This window comes from Candidatus Paracaedibacter acanthamoebae (assembly GCF_000742835.1).
In the GTDB taxonomy this organism is placed as follows: Bacteria; Pseudomonadota; Alphaproteobacteria; order Paracaedibacterales; family Paracaedibacteraceae; genus Paracaedibacter; species Paracaedibacter acanthamoebae.
Genome location: NZ_CP008941.1, coordinates 1472064 through 1489066 on the forward strand (window position 1 = coordinate 1472064; position 17003 = coordinate 1489066).

At 36.8% G+C, this 17003-nt stretch carries 13 protein-coding genes; 7 read left to right on the forward strand and 6 right to left on the reverse strand.

All coding sequences use genetic code 11. The features are described 5' to 3' along the window. Positions 1-221 precede the first annotated feature (221 nt). A complete protein-coding gene (locus ID47_RS11825) occupies positions 222-806 on the forward strand; it encodes an acyl-homoserine-lactone synthase (protein WP_051908705.1) in 585 nt (194 codons plus the stop codon). Positions 807-1056: 250 nt separating this feature from the next. On the opposite strand, the gene ID47_RS06655 is transcribed toward ID47_RS11825, so the two are convergent. Beyond that, positions 1057-1752 (reverse strand): autoinducer binding domain-containing protein, encoded by a 696-nt coding sequence (locus ID47_RS06655; protein ID WP_038465063.1) that lies wholly within the window; start codon positions 1750-1752, stop codon positions 1057-1059. Positions 1753-2481: 729 nt separating this feature from the next. On the opposite strand from ID47_RS06655, the gene ID47_RS06660 reads away from it, so the two are divergent. The 4 genes from ID47_RS06660 to ID47_RS06675 all read left to right on the forward strand — a co-directional run bounded on the left by ID47_RS06660 (position 2482) and on the right by ID47_RS06675 (position 5952). Continuing rightward, complete coding sequence (locus tag ID47_RS06660; RefSeq protein WP_051908706.1) at positions 2482-3429, forward strand: DMT family transporter; 948 nt, start codon at positions 2482-2484, stop codon at positions 3427-3429. Between the two features lie 686 nt (positions 3430-4115). Continuing rightward, positions 4116-4820 (forward strand): autoinducer binding domain-containing protein, encoded by a 705-nt coding sequence (locus tag ID47_RS06665; protein WP_038465065.1) that lies wholly within the window; start codon positions 4116-4118, stop codon positions 4818-4820. Between the two features lie 192 nt (positions 4821-5012). Further along, entirely contained in the window at positions 5013-5390 is a 378-nt protein-coding gene (locus ID47_RS13710) for a hypothetical protein (RefSeq protein ID WP_269516748.1), read from the forward strand. A gap of 346 nt (positions 5391-5736) precedes the next feature. After that, positions 5737-5952, forward strand: a complete 216-nt coding sequence (locus ID47_RS06675) for a hypothetical protein (RefSeq protein ID WP_038465070.1) — start codon at positions 5737-5739, stop codon at positions 5950-5952. Between the two features lie 451 nt (positions 5953-6403). Here the strand turns inward: ID47_RS06675 and ID47_RS06680 are convergent, their stop codons facing one another. Beyond that, entirely contained in the window at positions 6404-6901 is a 498-nt protein-coding gene (locus tag ID47_RS06680; RefSeq protein ID WP_038465072.1) for a hypothetical protein, read from the reverse strand. Between the two features lie 877 nt (positions 6902-7778). On the opposite strand from ID47_RS06680, the gene ID47_RS06685 reads away from it, so the two are divergent. Continuing rightward, positions 7779-8360 carry a hypothetical protein gene (locus tag ID47_RS06685; protein ID WP_038465074.1) on the forward strand — a complete coding sequence of 194 codons (582 nt, stop codon included), beginning with the start codon at positions 7779-7781 and terminating at the stop codon, positions 8358-8360. Between the two features lie 99 nt (positions 8361-8459). On the opposite strand, the gene ID47_RS12930 is transcribed toward ID47_RS06685, so the two are convergent. From ID47_RS12930 to ID47_RS06695, 3 genes are all read right to left on the reverse strand, one after another. Next, complete coding sequence (locus ID47_RS12930; RefSeq protein ID WP_198022256.1) at positions 8460-8627, reverse strand: hypothetical protein; 168 nt, start codon at positions 8625-8627, stop codon at positions 8460-8462. Positions 8628-8783: 156 nt separating this feature from the next. After that, positions 8784-9101 carry a hypothetical protein gene (locus ID47_RS06690; protein WP_038465076.1) on the reverse strand — a complete coding sequence of 106 codons (318 nt, stop codon included), beginning with the start codon at positions 9099-9101 and terminating at the stop codon, positions 8784-8786. 753 nt (positions 9102-9854) lie between these two features. Then, positions 9855-10061, reverse strand: coding sequence for a cold-shock protein (locus tag ID47_RS06695; protein ID WP_038465079.1), 207 nt, complete (start codon positions 10059-10061; stop codon positions 9855-9857). A gap of 876 nt (positions 10062-10937) precedes the next feature. Here ID47_RS06695 and ID47_RS06700 point away from each other — a divergent pair. Next, positions 10938-11870, forward strand: a complete 933-nt coding sequence (locus ID47_RS06700; RefSeq protein WP_156956763.1) for an IS110 family transposase — start codon at positions 10938-10940, stop codon at positions 11868-11870. Here the strand turns inward: ID47_RS06700 and ID47_RS06705 are convergent. Continuing rightward, entirely contained in the window at positions 11851-16998 is a 5148-nt protein-coding gene (locus ID47_RS06705; protein WP_038465080.1) for a hypothetical protein, read from the reverse strand. The two genes, ID47_RS06700 and ID47_RS06705, sit on opposite strands and share 20 nt — an antisense overlap. Positions 16999-17003: the final 5 nt, after the last annotated feature.

A 17003-nucleotide genomic window follows, 5' to 3' on the forward strand; every position in this document is an offset into this window, starting at 1 on the left:
CAGATTAGAATTTTCTAGAAAATTCCCCTGCCTATATCTATAAAATAGGTAAATTACAAAGCACTTAAAATATTTTAATAATAAAAATAATGGATTATAATTTTATACTTGTTATATTATTGGATTATTTGAATGTTAGGGCAGATTTCGCCCTAACAGTATCTTGAATAACTCCTTTTCGTCCCTAATTACGGTATGTAACAACGAAAGGAGTTTTTTAAATGTTGATTCATCTTCCCCCTCAATCCTTTATTTATAACCAAGAGCTGGTGCATGGCTTTCAAAAAGCGCGAAAGAAAATATTTTATGATCGGATGAAATGGGCGGTTAATATCGAAGATGACCGAGAAGTAGACGAATTTGATGCCGCCCAGTCCCACTTCCTTTTATCGATTCATGAGGGGAAAGTCATTGGAGGGGTTCGATTAGCCCCTTCGGAGGCCCCCAATTTAACTTATGATATTTTCTCAAAGTACTTTGGAGAGATTCCTGTTAAAAGAGATCCCTTTTTATTAGAAAGTAGTCGGTTTGGATTAGAAGTGACACCGACCATGAGCTCACAATTCTTAAGGGATCAGACAATTGACTTATTTATTGGGGTCCTTAAATTTGGTCTTATGGAAAGATTCTCCCGTATCATTACGGTAGTGGATGTGCGAATGGAGAGAACGTTGAGATTAGCAGGCTGGCCGGTTGAAAGAATTACAGATGTCGTCCAAATAGGGGAGACAAAAACAATTATAGGTGTTTTACCCATTTCTGAAAGCATTCTTCAATCCTTAGAGAAGAAAAAGGCAGGGAATTAATATGCTAATCAATTATAATGCCAATGCATGGGATAACTTTTCAACAGAGGAGGAGAGTTTTTCAAAACTCTATAACCCTTATAAAATTTAGGAAGAAAGAAAGCCTAATATTCTTTCAGTTTATAACTCTAAAATCTTAGGCTTAAAGAAAGTCAAAGAAGGAAAATACTAGAGGGGGCTTATATAGTCTTCCTCTACCCTCCCCCTTCTTTCAGAAGATGTATTTCTTCGAGAAGTTAATAGATAGATATTACGGATAAGCTAAATTTACCTGAGGCGCTGATTGAAAGGCCGGAGAAAGATTATGAGAATTAAGCTGAAGAAGCTGTTCAAATTTTTCTTTGAGATGGTTCGATTGTTGGAGGAGAGCATTAAAGCTTTGCATTAATATAAGCTTTTGACGTCCATTTAAAGGCTTAAGGGGGGTCGGAGCTTCATAAGATACAATGTAAGTTCCTAAATTTTGGAGGAGGGAGGCTATTTGATAGACTATATCCCCATTAAGGATAAGGGTATTATCAAATGTTATAGTAAAAATCCCATATATCTTTATTCCCATTCCGATTGGAACTGAAATCCCATTCTCAATGCCAAAATTACGTGATTGCTTCAACAATTTTAGAAGATTTTTTGAATTCAGATGAGGCAAGGTTGAGCTATATCTTCCCCACGTATAAGGAAAGAGGGTGTGGCACCCATGTAATAAGACAGGATCATACTCCATCATTTCTCTATTAAAATATTCATCTTGCCATTTTTCGGGATAGTTCGTAAATAAGGCATGGTCCGTTAGTTTATAGTCGAGTAAATTTAGACCTTCGCCCGCCTCATAATGTTCTAAATCATAAAAAATGTCGTCCTCTATATTGAGATAAAGGGTATAGTACTGATAGGGGATACCCTGTAGAATATTTTGAATAAGTTCATTTGATGGGAAGATATTCATTCCAGATATATCTTTTATCAAATTCAACTTTTTTCTCATTGTCCTTTCAAACCTCCGTCATACTTTTAACTTTTTGCGAATATACGATAACTTTATCTAAATTAATACAAAGAAGTGGAAAATATACACAAGGAATTATAGAGTTTACAACGAAAATTGAAGAGCGAAAAAATAAATAAACCTTCTCTTTAATATCCATATACGGGATGCTTTACTCTACTTCTTCTATTCTTAATTCTACAAAATTATTAAAAATCAGCGCCTTGTAAAATAAGACCATAAAATAGGACTGACTTCTTTCTCTCATTCTTTCTACCTTTGATAGGTTATAAATATTGCTTAAAAATTTTTCTCTTTTCTATCTTTATCTCTTCAACTTTTTGGTGCTTAGAAATTCTTTATACTCTTTGAGCTGAACAGGCATTTAAAGCTTACTCCTTCCCTCCCCCCCTCTCTTCCGCAACGGTAAAAGGGGTAGAAAGACAAAAATATAAATTTTATGGCAACGGGCATATTTTTTCTGTCTATCCGTTTGATTTTGTTCGGTTATTAATATAAATGTATGTCAGTGTCGATAGGAGCCTTTACCTTATCAGCACTTTACGAATACGGCTCAAGAAAAGATACAGCGGTAGTCCATAAAGTTTTTGGCTCTAACAAGGCCTACGGACTTTTATTCTACACTGTTATATCTTAGGCTGTCCTAACCCCCTACCCCTGGAGTCTATAATGGCAACCTCCCTCAAACCCTCTTTTTTTAAACAGAATCCATTTTTTCTAAAGAATTCCTATTTGAGGAGCATTTTCTGGTTTATTCTGAGTTTATTTGTTAGCAATACAAATGACCTTCTGACTAAATTTTTAGGGCAAGATTTATCCTGTGTAGACATCATATTTTGGCGTTTCTTATTTGCGTCGATAACGCTCGTTCCTTTCATGATATGGAGGGGACCTTCTTCCTGGAAAACAAAGAGACCTTCTCTGCATCTCTTAAGAGCCGGTCTTTTATGTCTCGGTATTACCTTATGGTGTCAAGGGCTAACGGTCGTCCCTATGGCGACAGTGACAGCTTTAAGCTTTTCAATCCCCTTATTTACTCTTGCTTTGGCACGGATCTTCTTGAAAGAGCTGATAGGATGGCACCGCTTTTTGGCAACGTTAGTAGGGTTTATAGGAATCCTCATCATCTTAAGCCCAACTGTCATAGGTTTCCCCCATATAGGCCTTAACCTTATTATTGCAGCGTCCATGTTTGCTGTACTTGATATAATAAACAAGAAATTTATCCTACAAGAAAGTATGCTCAGTATGCTTTTTTACTCCGCATTTTTTACAGCAACTCTCAGTGCTGGGCCTGCTTATGTAGAAAGCAATCTCCCCTCTTTCCAGCAATTAAGTCTTCTGCTGGGGTTGGGAATAGGGTCTAACTTTCTCTTATATTGTGTTTTAAAAGCATTCACTGCCGTTGATACAGCTGCTTTAGCTCCCTTTCGATATCTTGAATTAGTGATTTCAGTTGCTTTTGGTTTTATTTTTTTTGCGGAAATCCCTGATTGGTTTACTGTCTTAGGAATTGCGGTGATTATCCCTACGACTCTATTTATCACTCGTTATGAATTTAATCGGGAAAGGAACGGTACCGTTAATTACAGGAAAGCATCGAACTTATCTTCGTAAAGGAATTTTTCTAATGACACGCCATAGAGCTTTCAACTACTTAAAGTAGCTAACATAGGGATGAAGAGTTGCAACTTATTAAAAGCCTATTTCAAAATTTAAGTATATGTAATATATATCCCTCGATTCATTAATGTATTGAAATGATAAGTAATTTTTTTGCTATATACTTCAAAAATATAAAAATTTAATTCTGGGCATATAAATCTAATGAATATAATATTCAAATTTACAGCAGCCGACTTCTGTAATTATTGTGTTTAAATTTTTTGAAAAGAAAGAATTTTTGAAGGAACCACTAATTTAATTCTGAGGATATACATATAAACGCAAACACTCTTTGTAGAAGTTTTAGACACAATAACTCGGTCGTACCCAATCCAATCATTAGGAAAAGTTTCCTTAAAAGTCAACCTATAATTAGGATTAATGCCAGCATTGAACAAGTCATTAAGTGCTCTCTATATAGATAAAAAATTTCGAATAAAATGGATAAACTTAAATTGATGTATGATGCCCTTTTAAAGTTAGGGTGCTTAATTAAAATTTTAAAAAGGAGAGAGTCTATTAAAGCTAAAAACTTGACTATCACTACCCTAAAAGGAATGCCTAATAATTTCCTATTATTTTCTTCAAATTTATTGTATATATCTAGGATTATAAAAAATAAGTAAGGGTAGATATAAATGGAAAAAAATTTCGATTTAACTAGTACAGACCTTCCCTTAGATAAGGTCCCTTCAAATAATTTAATTCAAAATATTCTGCAAAGTATCCCCTATCAATACTATACTTTCTATTTAAATGTTGAAAAGGATGTCCTTTACGATCATGGAAATTATGAGTATGGAATTGGATTAACCATCTTTGATCAAAAAATGGCTGATGAAGAGTTGTTTACTAACTATCCCGCAGAATGGGCAAAGGAATATTTCAATAAGGAAATGATGAATAGTGATCCTATCTTATTACATGGGTGTCACACGCTTTTACCTTATGCTTGGGGAACTTGTCGGGGCCAGTTTCCTAGCATAAACTCACCTTCTTTATTGAAGTTACTTAATAAGTCCAGTCATTACGGTATTGAGAATGGGATTTCAGTTCCCATTGGTATAGGTACAAAAATATATGGGATTTTTACTCTTACATTTGAGCCTTCGTTCTTAATCAATACGGCCCTATTATATCAATTAGCCTCCTTAATCCAGAATCTAGGAGTTTACATGATTTCCTATAGAGCGCCCACTTCCCCTAAACTGCTAGAGGGGGATCTTAAACCTATTGAGAGTCGTCAAAAGATTTTGTTAAATAAAACTTTTAACGCTTTGATCTATCAATCCCAGTATATTGCAAAAGAATTTGAGAATAGGCAAAAAATTCTTTCTTCATAAATGCAGTCATAGAATGTATGTGTGAGAGAGATAAACGTCCCTCATAACTGTTATCCTATTTGCCCATAACTAAGAATAATTTCTCCTTCCAAACGCCCTTATTGGAAAGTAGTGAGACCTGCTAACCCTCCCTCTTAAGACCCTTGGTTTATTGGCTAAATTTTTTATGGCAGCCTTTTAAATAACTTCAAGATCCCCCAGAAGTTTAATTACTCTCCTGTTCAGGATAGTCAGGTTCTCTGTGCCACGGCCCGGGGTCTCCTTGGAGCATGCACTTTAAATAGGGAATTACAACAGAGCCTTAATCCCCCTTCCCCCTCCACCAGTATTCTGAAATTTGGAATCTGGTTTAGTAGGGGGGACAAGGTTATGCAGATTGAGAACAATTATGATAAAGAGATCTATAATGGTGATGTGGGATTTATCCAAAGTATTAATTACAAAAAAAGGGAGATCGGGATCAAGGGTGAAGAGAAAGAAGTCACTTATGACTTCAAAGAGCTTTATGAAATAGGGCTATCTATGCTTAAGCTTTTAAAAAAAAGCACCCATACAATTAATAGAGTGTAATTATGAAAAACAATCTGACCTATAAAGATCTCTTAAGCATCTATAAAAATTGGTGATTTAAAAGAATTAGAATTGAAATTGCCTTTATCAGTGTTATGATCGGCTCTTCCCTCCTCTGGAATTATTACCTAAAAGATCTCTATCTCCTCGATTTCCAAACTATAAAAGGGGAAAATGACCCCGATAAATTGCTCGGTATATGCTTCTTTTGGGGAGCAGTCGGGCTTCTAATTTTGGTAGGGGTTAGCTTATCTTCATTTTTGATAAAAAATACCTGTTTCAAGCTTTAACAAAACCTTATCCTACTTTCTCCCTTCAGGCCCAAAAGAGCAGGGTAAGCTGGACAATGTATAGTGCTATTATAGTATGGCCGGTTATTGCTTGTGCGCCTTTTGATCTAGGTGATCCAATTTGGCCAGAACCAACAAAAATAGGGACATGGATAGTGGTTAATGAAGCCTACCTTATTCCACAAATTTTGGCTGAGATGATTATCAGCTTGCCAATTCTAAGGTGGATGTTAAGGAGATCTAAGAAATTTACACTTACCAAGCACTCTTAGATAGTCTCAAAGCCTAAGTTTTAATTGTGGCTAGATTAACTAGATTTGCATTCTTATTTACCAAGATAGAGAAAAGCTCATTGTTGAGTTAGGAAGTCAATTCTTCTAAAACCTTCCCCTTATTGATTTAGCAGTGCTTTGGGATCCTTCACACTAGAGGTTGTGAGAGGAAGGAGAGTTCCTTGCCTTTTTAGCCTTCTAACTTAATGGAGGGACGCAAGCTTAGCTTCTCCTTCAGCTGGTGAACAAATGTTATGAAAAAGGTAGTGTTCACCAGCAATCTACCATTTGGCCAATGACATACAGCTCTTGTTTAAGATTCAAATAGCGAGATCTTGAAGAGCATAATCAAGCTTATGGAGAAAAATCAGTACTGGGGGACTCCCTAAAAAATTATGAGATTAGGGAGGAGGCAACGGAGGCCTCCTCCATTTAATTTAAATGCTTCTTCTTATTGCTGTTTCGGTAATAACCATATATCAAAAGAGTACTTGTATTGTCCTGGCACGACTTGTCCTCCAAAATGGACTGTGTGGGACACTAAGGATTTAATGGCGCTAAAGTTCCCCTGATTATATAATAGCTGAAGTACATTAAAATTAGCTTGTGCATGCTTAAGCATCTCACTATAAAGTTGTCCCTCCTTTGTTTCTGCCTCGTTTTTAAGATTGTTAATATACTCTCCATACATGCGGAGACCTTGTTGGCTTTCATCTCCATTTAATTCTTGAATCTCATGCAGTAACCTAGAATTCTCATTTTTCCATTGCCAGCAAATGTCCTGCTCAGGCTGAGCCCCCTTCAGAGCGTCACGGTCATTTTTATTTCGCTGGTGTACACTCCGATTTGCCTGATTGGTTGAATCATAAGCTTTAACGGTGCTCGAGAAACTGATGATCTCAATTACACCTAGGGTAATTACAGAAAGGGTATGAGTAAGTTTTTTCATTAGAGGAAACTCCCATTAATAGGTAATAAATATATTGAACTCCTCATCACAGTTGTTTATGCAAACAGTTTATTGAAAGTAATCCATATGCTTAACCATAGTACATGCCCTAAGTATGAAAAGGAGTCCCGTAACTGATTAAAATCATTTAAGAACATTTTTGCAAAAAGGCATTCGAGAATGAGCAATCAGCCACTCAGCCTCTTTAATAGAACAAGTATGGGGACAGAAGCAATACCCTAAAAAACGGAATTAGCTAGCAAAGATTAAAATTCTATTTTATCCATTTGTTGAGACTACTCAACTTTATCATTGAGATAGGGATTTCTAGGTTTAAGGGGACGAAATTTAACATAATGATCAATCAGTTCTTCCTAATAAAAGGCATTAAAAATTCTGCCCCCCAATCAGATTGTATTCATTGAATCAGGAAAGGAAAGCTCTCCAAAATTTCATACTTTGTTGCATCTTATCTTGATAGGTAGGCCATGACATCATATGTGCTAAAAAACGCAGTCTCATAAATTTTATGGAATTGTGATAGAGAGAATTTATCTTCTTTCTAGGACTTATTAAATGTAAAAGTTTATACTCGCTCTGACAGTTACTTGTTTATCAGTTATGGATTTCAATTTAAGCCTGAACCAATTCGTTTTATCTATTATGCCTTAAAAGGCCAACATCCTGGCTTAGAGCGTCAATAAGGAGCAGGCATCCACTTTTACTCACCTTATCTCAATAATTTAAGATGCGGTGAATAAATTATTCTTTTATTTTAAAGGCACATTTGAGGAACTTCTGAACTCTTGACTATTATACGGTAATAAGCTGAGATAGATGGTAAAAATTTATTCATATGCTAGAAATAAGGTCTCCAATGGAAAAGAAAATCTTCAAAACTCCTACTCCCAATATTGTCCTATTTCCTCTGGCATTAACAATTGTAGGATGTACAAGTGTTAGCTATGAAGAACCTAAATCAGGTCCTGTAGCAAGAGTCAGATTCGTTACAAACAGAGATGGTATAACTGTAATTCGAAGTTACAAGTCCAAAAAGTGTGATGGTGGGCATGAAATGATGAGGATTTCAAATGGATTTGATTTTAATAGTAGTCTTCGACGTCTTGGAATACCTTTATGGGACTATCATCACAATGCTGCAAAAGAGCTCTTTATCAGGGCTAATATCCCTCAAGTTTATATGTTTCAGAGCGCTGCACAAAGCGGAAGCTACATCTATAAGTGTGGCGTCTTTGTACAGCAAAAATTTGAGGAGGGTAAAGATTATGAGCTAAGTTATAAATTGGATAACAACAACTGTAATTTAGAGGTCTATGAGATCAAGACAAATGCTTCAGGAAATCCTGAAAAGGTTTTGTTACAAAAAAGAGACAAACAATTACTTCCTGATTTTTCAGAGTCGTGTTTAGTGAAATTTAAACAACCTCGTTGGTTCTAGGTAGTTAATCCCATTAAGTAGTGATGAAGATAAGAATAAAATCGCTGAGGCTGATAATAATACTCTTTGAGGGCCAGGTTATATCTAGGTTTTATGGACCTAAAAAACTGCGAGCAACCTTTGTCTTGGCTCTTTCGGTGTTCCATCTCCATTCACATAAATATATAAGGTGGGAGTGGTGATTCCCAACATTTTAGCAACCTCCTGAGCCAAGGCTTTCTGATCTTGCATTGCCGCCATTGCCATTTTCAATAAATGGATATCCATTTTTGGAGTATCTCCCCTCCCCTATCAATGTGCACAGTACGGCCTTGACGGATTATATAATTTAAGTTGCTATAATACGTGACACAAGCTCTGCAAAATCATGAGAGATTGGCTTGGATGTGCTTGTAAAGAGAGGAGTTAAGATTTAAACATTTATTAGGTTTCCTTTTTCTGTAAGTTCTCATCTATTTCTAAGAACGCTTCAGTCTTTTCACTGAGAAGAATGGCTGGCAATCGGATACCAAATAGACCACGATTCACAAGACATATTATTAAGGGAATTTGAAGAATTAACGCCGTTATTGAAACTTGAGATGAGATCCCCCCATTTAAACCTAAGCTTTTTGAAAAGCAGAAAAGCATATCTTGCTGATTTTCACTACCAAGAGTATCAAGTTTTTCAAGTAGTCCTAATATAATGAATGCGATAATATTTTTGAGAAGGAAGAACTTAATAATTCTTACATTACTCAAGCTGGGAGCAAATCTGAAGGTGCTAAAAGAAACATTTCTGACTATTTCTCGGATTACAAAAAAACTAATAGCCTATAATACTCCCTGATTCAAAATCGCCATAAAAAATTCATTAAGAGGCAAAAAACTGAAATACTGGTCAGGTGGAGAGAAGGATTTTGTCCTGAGAATTTTAACATAGTAAAAACGCTGAGCTTCTATATAAAGGGGAGGTAAAAAGCCCATAGCCAAGGATATAATAGCATACGCCCTCCAGAATTGAGGCCATATAAATTTTATAGCATCCTATGCAGTGGTTTTGTAAGTAATAGCATCCATTTTATTCTCTTAAATTTAAACAGCTCAACCGTATGGGTAACTCACCATCCGTTATTTTGATTTTAGAACCGTTCGTTTGTAAACTTCTATTAATATAGTTAAAGTGGGCGTTTCTAATCAAACTATCAAGATTCTTAATCACAGTATACACTTCCCTTTTTTAACTTAATTACGACAATTTTTATTGGAGTAATAGATAGGGTAAAAGAGGCTTTTAAAGGTTTTGCTGCAAAAATTTTATGGGGACAGAACAGCAGCTTAATTCTTATCCTTTAAGATACTATTTTGTACTTCTGAAATTTTTGCAATAACGCTGTGAGAAGAGAGTGTAACGGTAAACAGTTCAACAGAAAAAGCATTATAAGTGCTCGCATAAGAATCATCTGAGGCTGTAAACCGTACAACAATTATTGCAATGGATTCTAAAAAACGCTGCTAGATAAGTTTTAAATTAATAACAGCCATTTTCCCTTTGTTTTCCTGCAAATCAAACCTGACTCTCTGATTCTCACTAAGAGAAGTAAGACCTGCTTTTTCAACTTCCTTAATGTGTACGAAAGCATCTGGGGATTTATCATCGAGAACAATAAAACCATATCCCTTTTCTGCGTTAAACCACTTAACCGTTCCTGTTTTTTCCATAATAAATACCTAACTTTCCGTTTATAATATAAAATACTACCTAAATTGATTATAGGCTAAAAGGGCCCTGAGGCCTACTTAAAGCAAAGGGGAAAATTTTTAATTAAATTCTCCTCAGCTTTCTAGACAATAACACTATCATTAATACTTGGGTATTAAATTTCGTATTAAATGGAAAGTGTGCGCTGTTTTTAAGGGAGTGTATTCCTATTGGTGTAAGTTTTAATGGGGAGTAAGAGAAGGGTAATCCCCCTTAAAAAGCAGTGTTTTAAAGTAGAAAATTCTTATTCAAAGGCGTCATTTTTACTTTCATTCAAATGCTATTTATTGCTTATTCTCTATTTCCAACCATTTTAACTGTTTTTTCCCCGCAAAGAAGTCTTCAAGAAAATTGTTATATCTCTCTAAATAAAAGTTATAATTTAACATTTTACTAAATACACTATTAAATCTCTGATCATTCAATAATGTATGAACACGCACCGTCATGGCACTTCATTAATTTGCCGTTAAGTTGATTGAGTCATTAAAAAGTACACGCAGGTCTCCTTAAGGCTAGAGCTCACAACAAGCTCACTAACAAGCCGGATATATGACTGCAATATTCTTCTTAGGGTTGACAATTTTTATCTTGCAATACGGATCGGTCCATATATTGTAAGTCCGGCTAATGCTATAAAGAGCTTAAGAAGGAAATAACTTTCTTCTTGGCAGAGAAGAAAGTTATGGGGTTGAAAGGCCGTCCATATATGGGCTTATAAGGCCGTCGTCATCTGGGTCTTCATCCCCAATTCCTTCGAGACGTTTGAATAGTTGTATGGGTTTATCGCCCGCTTACAATCTGAAATACTCTAAACTCTTGAGGCATTTATGACGATTTCATCTTATCATAGCTTTATTGGGATTGATATCTCCAAAGCAGACTTTGTCGTTGCCATCCATGGCCTAAAAATAACGACAATATACCCAAATACTCCCTTAGGGTGGCGTAATTTTTTAACGGAGCACCAAGATTTATCTGAGGCTTTAGTGATTTTAGAAACGACAGGAGGTTATGAACTGGGACTCGCTCTCTTTCTATTAGAGCAGGGAGTAAAAGTTCATAGAGCCGATACTCGCAAGGTTAAAAACTTTATCCGCTCTTGGGGACAACTGGGAAAATCGGATCGTATTGACGCTTTAGGTCTTGCTGGATATGGCTCCGAGCGCCACGCTCATCTACCTCTCTTCCAACCCCGCCAAGAACATCATCAACAACTTTACGAGCTGATTCAGCGGCGCCTCGACCTTAAACAAATGCTTGTCCAGGAAAAGAATCGTCTGCACCTGCCCGCCAGTCCAGCCATCCTCAAAAGCTATCAGACTCTTATCCTTTGCTTGGAAACGCAACTCACTGAAATTGAAGGCCTTTTGGAGAAACTTCTTCAGACTGACCCTGTTCTTAGCCAGCGCTATCACACTCTCCAGGAGATTGCAGGAGTCGGTCCTATCGTAGCCACCACTCTTTTGGGATTACTGCCGGAACTGGGAACTCTGAACCGACGCCAAATAGCCAACCTTGCAGGATTAGCTCCTCATCCTTGTGAAAGCGGGAAAGCAGTGGGCTATAGAAGGACGAAAGGAGGCAGAGTCGATGTTAAACGCATTCTCTTTATGGCTGCTATGACAGCCAGGAGAACTGATAGTCCTCTTAAGGCTTTTTATGAAAACCTTATCAAAAGAGGTAAAAAGAAAATGGTCGCTTTGACGGCTCTTATGCGTAAAATCGTCATCATTGCTAATGCTAAACTTAAATCTTTACAAACATAGTTGATGACGATGCCTTCCATGGCTGTAAATTTTCAAAATATTCTTTCTCAATCAAAACTTCAGGAATTAAGTAGTCATAAGAAGTATCTTTAACAAGGTCAGTTAAAGGCCCACTAAATTTTACCTCCACGTAAACTACAAATCTTTTTATTTTATCCATATAGGGGATAAATTGCCGAAAAGTAGCTGCTCCTTTTTTAGTAACCATTATATCGAGTAACTCTAATGTCCGTAAATTATAATAATACTTTACTAAAATACTGCCCAATATTTTTGCAGATTTATAATCAAATAAGAGATTGTTAGTAGTTAATCCTCTGGCTATAGGGCCCGCAAATCTTGGAAGATAGGTAAAATTAGTAATCCCTATATTTTTGCCTGAATTAACAGGCCCACAAAACATAATTGAAAATAGTAAGGAAGTTTTATTATCGCGGGAAAGTTCTGTATCACCGAGTTTCCACATATACTTAAAGCCAGCAGCTAGGTCATCTCCTGCCATGGGCCCACAGTAATAATCACCTCCACCAGTCATTTGAGCATGATAATTCAACATCCATGATTTGAGATGTTTTAGATCTGCAGTCCTCTCAGTATGTCCCCTAACGAACTGATTATCATTTCTTTTATTAATAGAAAATGGAGGGAGCAATGGGTAAATTATTTGAGCATAATAATTTAGGGATTCAATATCAAACCGAATATTAGGATATTTGGCAATTGCTATATTTATGCATTTTAAGGGTAGGTCTTTAAATTTTTCATAGGATACAATACCTGTATTTTTAAAGGAGGTTATTAATTCGGAGTATTGGGGATCATCAGCTCCTGATAATGCTTCTATATAAATACCTTGCATATAAAGCTCTTCTTTTGTTGCCTGAGAAAGAGAAGGGCAATCTTTTAAACTGAGTTTAGTCAATTTGAACGGTTGTACAGTAAGCTCCTGTAATTGAGGATTTTGATTCGCTTCTAAAAAGCTTAGTTTTGGTGCATTCAGAGAGATTGCCTTTAGAAGGGTACAATTATTAATTACCAAACGTTGAAGACAAGGCCAAGTGAATAAAGGAACTTCTTTTAATCTTATCCACCCACTCACATTTAAATACTCTAATTGTCCCATCTTAAGAGAGAAAGCTTCTAGAGCTTTAGAAGTTAAGGTAAGTGCATCCCGCAAATCCAGGTATCGCATCGTTGAGATGGATAGCTTCCAAAAAAAACTATCCGTTAAGAAACTATTGTACTGAATAGCCATGCTTTCTATAGGAGTAAAAAACCGTTTTTGGATTTCTATTCTTTCTTCACGAGAGAGTGCACGGTCGTTTATTGGGCTACTTATAACTTCGGTGCCGGTGAGCATGTCTTTATTTTGCTTTTGAAGTGCTAAATGCTCCATTATGCATCTATTTAACACTTCTAGAGCAAAGGTTGGTCCTGTTTTAACTTTTGAAGCTTCCCCAATGAGATCTTGATGAGGAATATTGATGACTTGCATCATACTGCGGCTATTACTAGCTGTTTGCCGTTGTCCACCTATCTCTTTATAGAGCCCTTGAGTAACAGATTGAAAGCGATCTTTTAAAGTTTGATGGGCAGGATTATTGAAAGCTGCTTCATATTGTTTAGCCACATATGGTTCAAACATCTTTAAAAGTTCAAGATAAGTTACCGGCTGACCTAACCATAAGCGTTGCTGAATCCCCCAAAATCGATAATAAAGTTGCTTAATGGCTTCAGCCGTAAGGGGAAAACGTAAAATTGTTCCCTTTTTAGGATCTTGGTAGAGAGTGGGAAGTACTTGTTCGTTGACAAGGTTTTGATATTTATCATTAACGATGACAAGTTCCGTGAGCCACTTCTGAAGAAATTGACCAACATTATGCTTTAAAAAGGCTTGTCGCACAGAATCAGGGATGGGAGTTTTCATGCAAGGTAAACTGAAAAGCAATGTTTTCATTTGTAGTTTTTCATAGGTTTTCCCCATCCATCCCTTCTCCCAAAGGGTAGCAGGAATAAAGGCATGATCGTTATCAATCGGAATAAGACGCGTCCCCTCATCTGTTAAAATATAGTTGTGTTCATTCCCATCTTCTACCTGAATTAACATTGCCACTAATATAGATAAGCCCGTATGATGAGGGTCGAGTCGATCAAATGCATCAGCCTTGTGCCATATGTCACTAACTAATTGGCCAGGAATTGCTTCAGATAAAAGGACAGGATAAGGTTGCTGAGTTAGAGGATCATAAAATAATGCAACTTCAGAATGAGGAATTCCTTTAATCCCAAGGTCACGCATAAACCCTGTGGCTCCATATTCATAGGCTGGGATTTCAGGGTATATTTTAAAGTATATATTGGGATTTTCTTCTGGATACCAAGAAACATCCTTACGACCAGTTTTATTTCTTCGTATAAAATTTCCTTTGTCATTAAATAAGTGGCCTTGAATTGAGATCGATAAAACCTTTTTACCAAAAAAGGCTCCTTTAATTTCTTGAAGGGACTGAGGAGAAGAATGCGTATGAGACCATGTCTCAGTGAACATCTTTTCTATAAGGAAAGCCCACGCTAAGTTTAGATGGGGATTATGGTTAATGAGGTGTAAGAACACTTGATGCAAGTATTCCTTATTCTGTTCATCATGAGGAAGTTTTTGCACAGCCAGTCGATATAACTCCACAATAGGAAAACGAGATTTTAGAGTGACAGCTTGCATGCGGGAAAGAATTCTTAAGCGTTCACAAATACGCTCTACAGTAAGGGAAGGCTGTGCTAAAGTGCATTTAATAACTAACTCAGCAAAGGTTTGGTGGTCAATTTCTATTTTTCTCATTAATTTGAGAGGAAGTAGAGATGGCTGTAAGTCGTTTAAGCAGAATTCTTGTGATGACCCTTCTCCCAGAGAAGGGCCGATAAGTAAATCACAATCTGCTTGATCTCCTGTAGCATCCTCATATTCTCTTGTTTTATCAACTACTACTTGGTGATAAGTAGCAGCTATCACTTTATAAGGGTCATTTAAAGCTTCCTTTTTCTCTTGATAGTAATAAGCAACTGAAGGATAAAGGGTTGTAAAAACATCAAATAAGTTAGAGTTTTGATTATCTTGTAATTGAGTTTGAATAAGTTTAAGACGATGCTGAAGAAGGGTAAGTTGGTTATAAGGTAGTGTGATCGACAGGGATAAATCAGGATTAAACCCGTCTTCTCCTTTTCTTAAGTAAGCAAGGTATTTTTTAAGAGATTCATACAAAGAATTATGATGCTGTAACCGGCTAAGCCACTCCAGAGTCAGCAATTCCGGATTAAGATTTAGAAAGTATTGTCGAATAGATTCAGGTAAGCTTTTGCTCATTTGCGGCAGAGCTAAAAGAACAGATTTTAAATGAACTCTTTCTCTACCCTCTCTTACTTTTTCGACAGATTTGGCAAATACTTCATCATTATCAATACTAATTAGAGTGTAAGAAGGTTGAGGGTTTTCTTCATGGAACGCAAGGATAAAATTTCCACATTTACCATCACTAGGACAACTGAGAAGTACTCCCATTACTTGTTTGGCATAAGCTTCCTTATTCAACTGGTAGATGTGGTTATCTGGATGCTTGAAAACAGCTTCTCCCCCGTCTCCATGTATTCCCCAAGATGCCTGTAGAAAAAAAGGAGCGGTATTACAACCGTTAGTAAAATAGGCTGAGTCCCCTTTTTTTCCTGAAGCAAGCTGTAGGTTATCAATGACTACCACAGCCGTTTTAGGTATAGGAATATCTAAAAGATCATAAAGTTGATAAAGCATCATTTCCCGCTCTGGACTCAAGGAAGGTTGACCTTGGTTTTTAAAGTACAAGCTATTGGCTTGTGTCCAAAACCTTGGATCTGTAACCATTTTGGGGATGCTTCCTTCGGAAGAAGAAATGCAAGAAACATGATGATTCTGTCCAGCAGGACGTTCTTTGCGCTCTCCGGTTTCTGTCATACATAAGAGATACAACGCCATATGTCGGCTAATGCGATAGAATGGATAAGAAAAGGATTCACTCAGCATAGCGACTTTATGGGCTAATAATTCATTCAGTTCATCTCCATATTTAGCTTGTATATCATTTGTCCCTTGAACAAAATTTTTTGCAGCAAAAATAATGTCTTGTAAGTAATCTTTATAATAATTCTCTAAGCTATCACATCCCTTTTTTAAAAATTGAATAAAAGAATAAGTGGGTAAGTCTGGCAAAAGTAATTTTTCTAATTCTCGCTGGTAACCTCTAAGTGCTTCTAAGGCACGCATTAAAAGCTCAAAAGAGGGATGGTCTTCAGAAATTATGACAGCGTTTTTTTGTAATTGTTTTTTAGAGTTTTGTAGCTCTTTTTTCAAACTCCTTTTAGCTATAAAATCTTCAGGGTTTTCAAGTTTTGCTAAATACTTCCAGGCATCTTTCAATATTGTCGGATATGAGCTTTGCCTATCAAGCAGATCAGGAGGAAGAAGGAGTTCTAATTCATATAGGACTTGCCGTCTAACATCGACTTGCGCATTGGTTAGGCGGATAATCTCTTCTCCTAAAGGTTGTCTAGCCGCTTGCGAGCCTGCCGTTGCGGGGAGACCAATTTCTCTGCCGCCTGTAAACTCATCAAAAGCCTGCTCAATAGCTGCCAGTTCTTGAGAATCATCGCCCGCACTTGCTTGTCTTATTTCTTCCACTATGATGAGGTGCGCAGCTCTTTCATGCCCTTGTTCAGCGGCGTATGTCAACCAATTGAGGGCTGCCTGCCTATCCTCTTCTTTATTATCCTTATGCCAGGCTTTGAGCGCCTGTAATCCCATATAATACTGGGCATCAGGGCCCCCCTTATCAGCTAAAAAATAGAGGTACCGGTGCCTGTTTAAGTGGGATATCCTAGAAGTTTGGGAAAATGCCGTCAAGTCCTTATTATTTAGAAAGGAAAGTATCGTCATAATAGGAACTTCATCCGTTGCTTCCAGAACCATTTGGAAGGGAGGTGCTTCATCCCCAATATCTTTCTCGTTGGCGCTTGCTAAGGAAAAAGCATCACTGGAAAGAAAGGTTCCTAGGAATAGGAAAACTTTACAGTGTCGAGAATATCTCTCTTGCCTCCTTTTAGGCATAATTC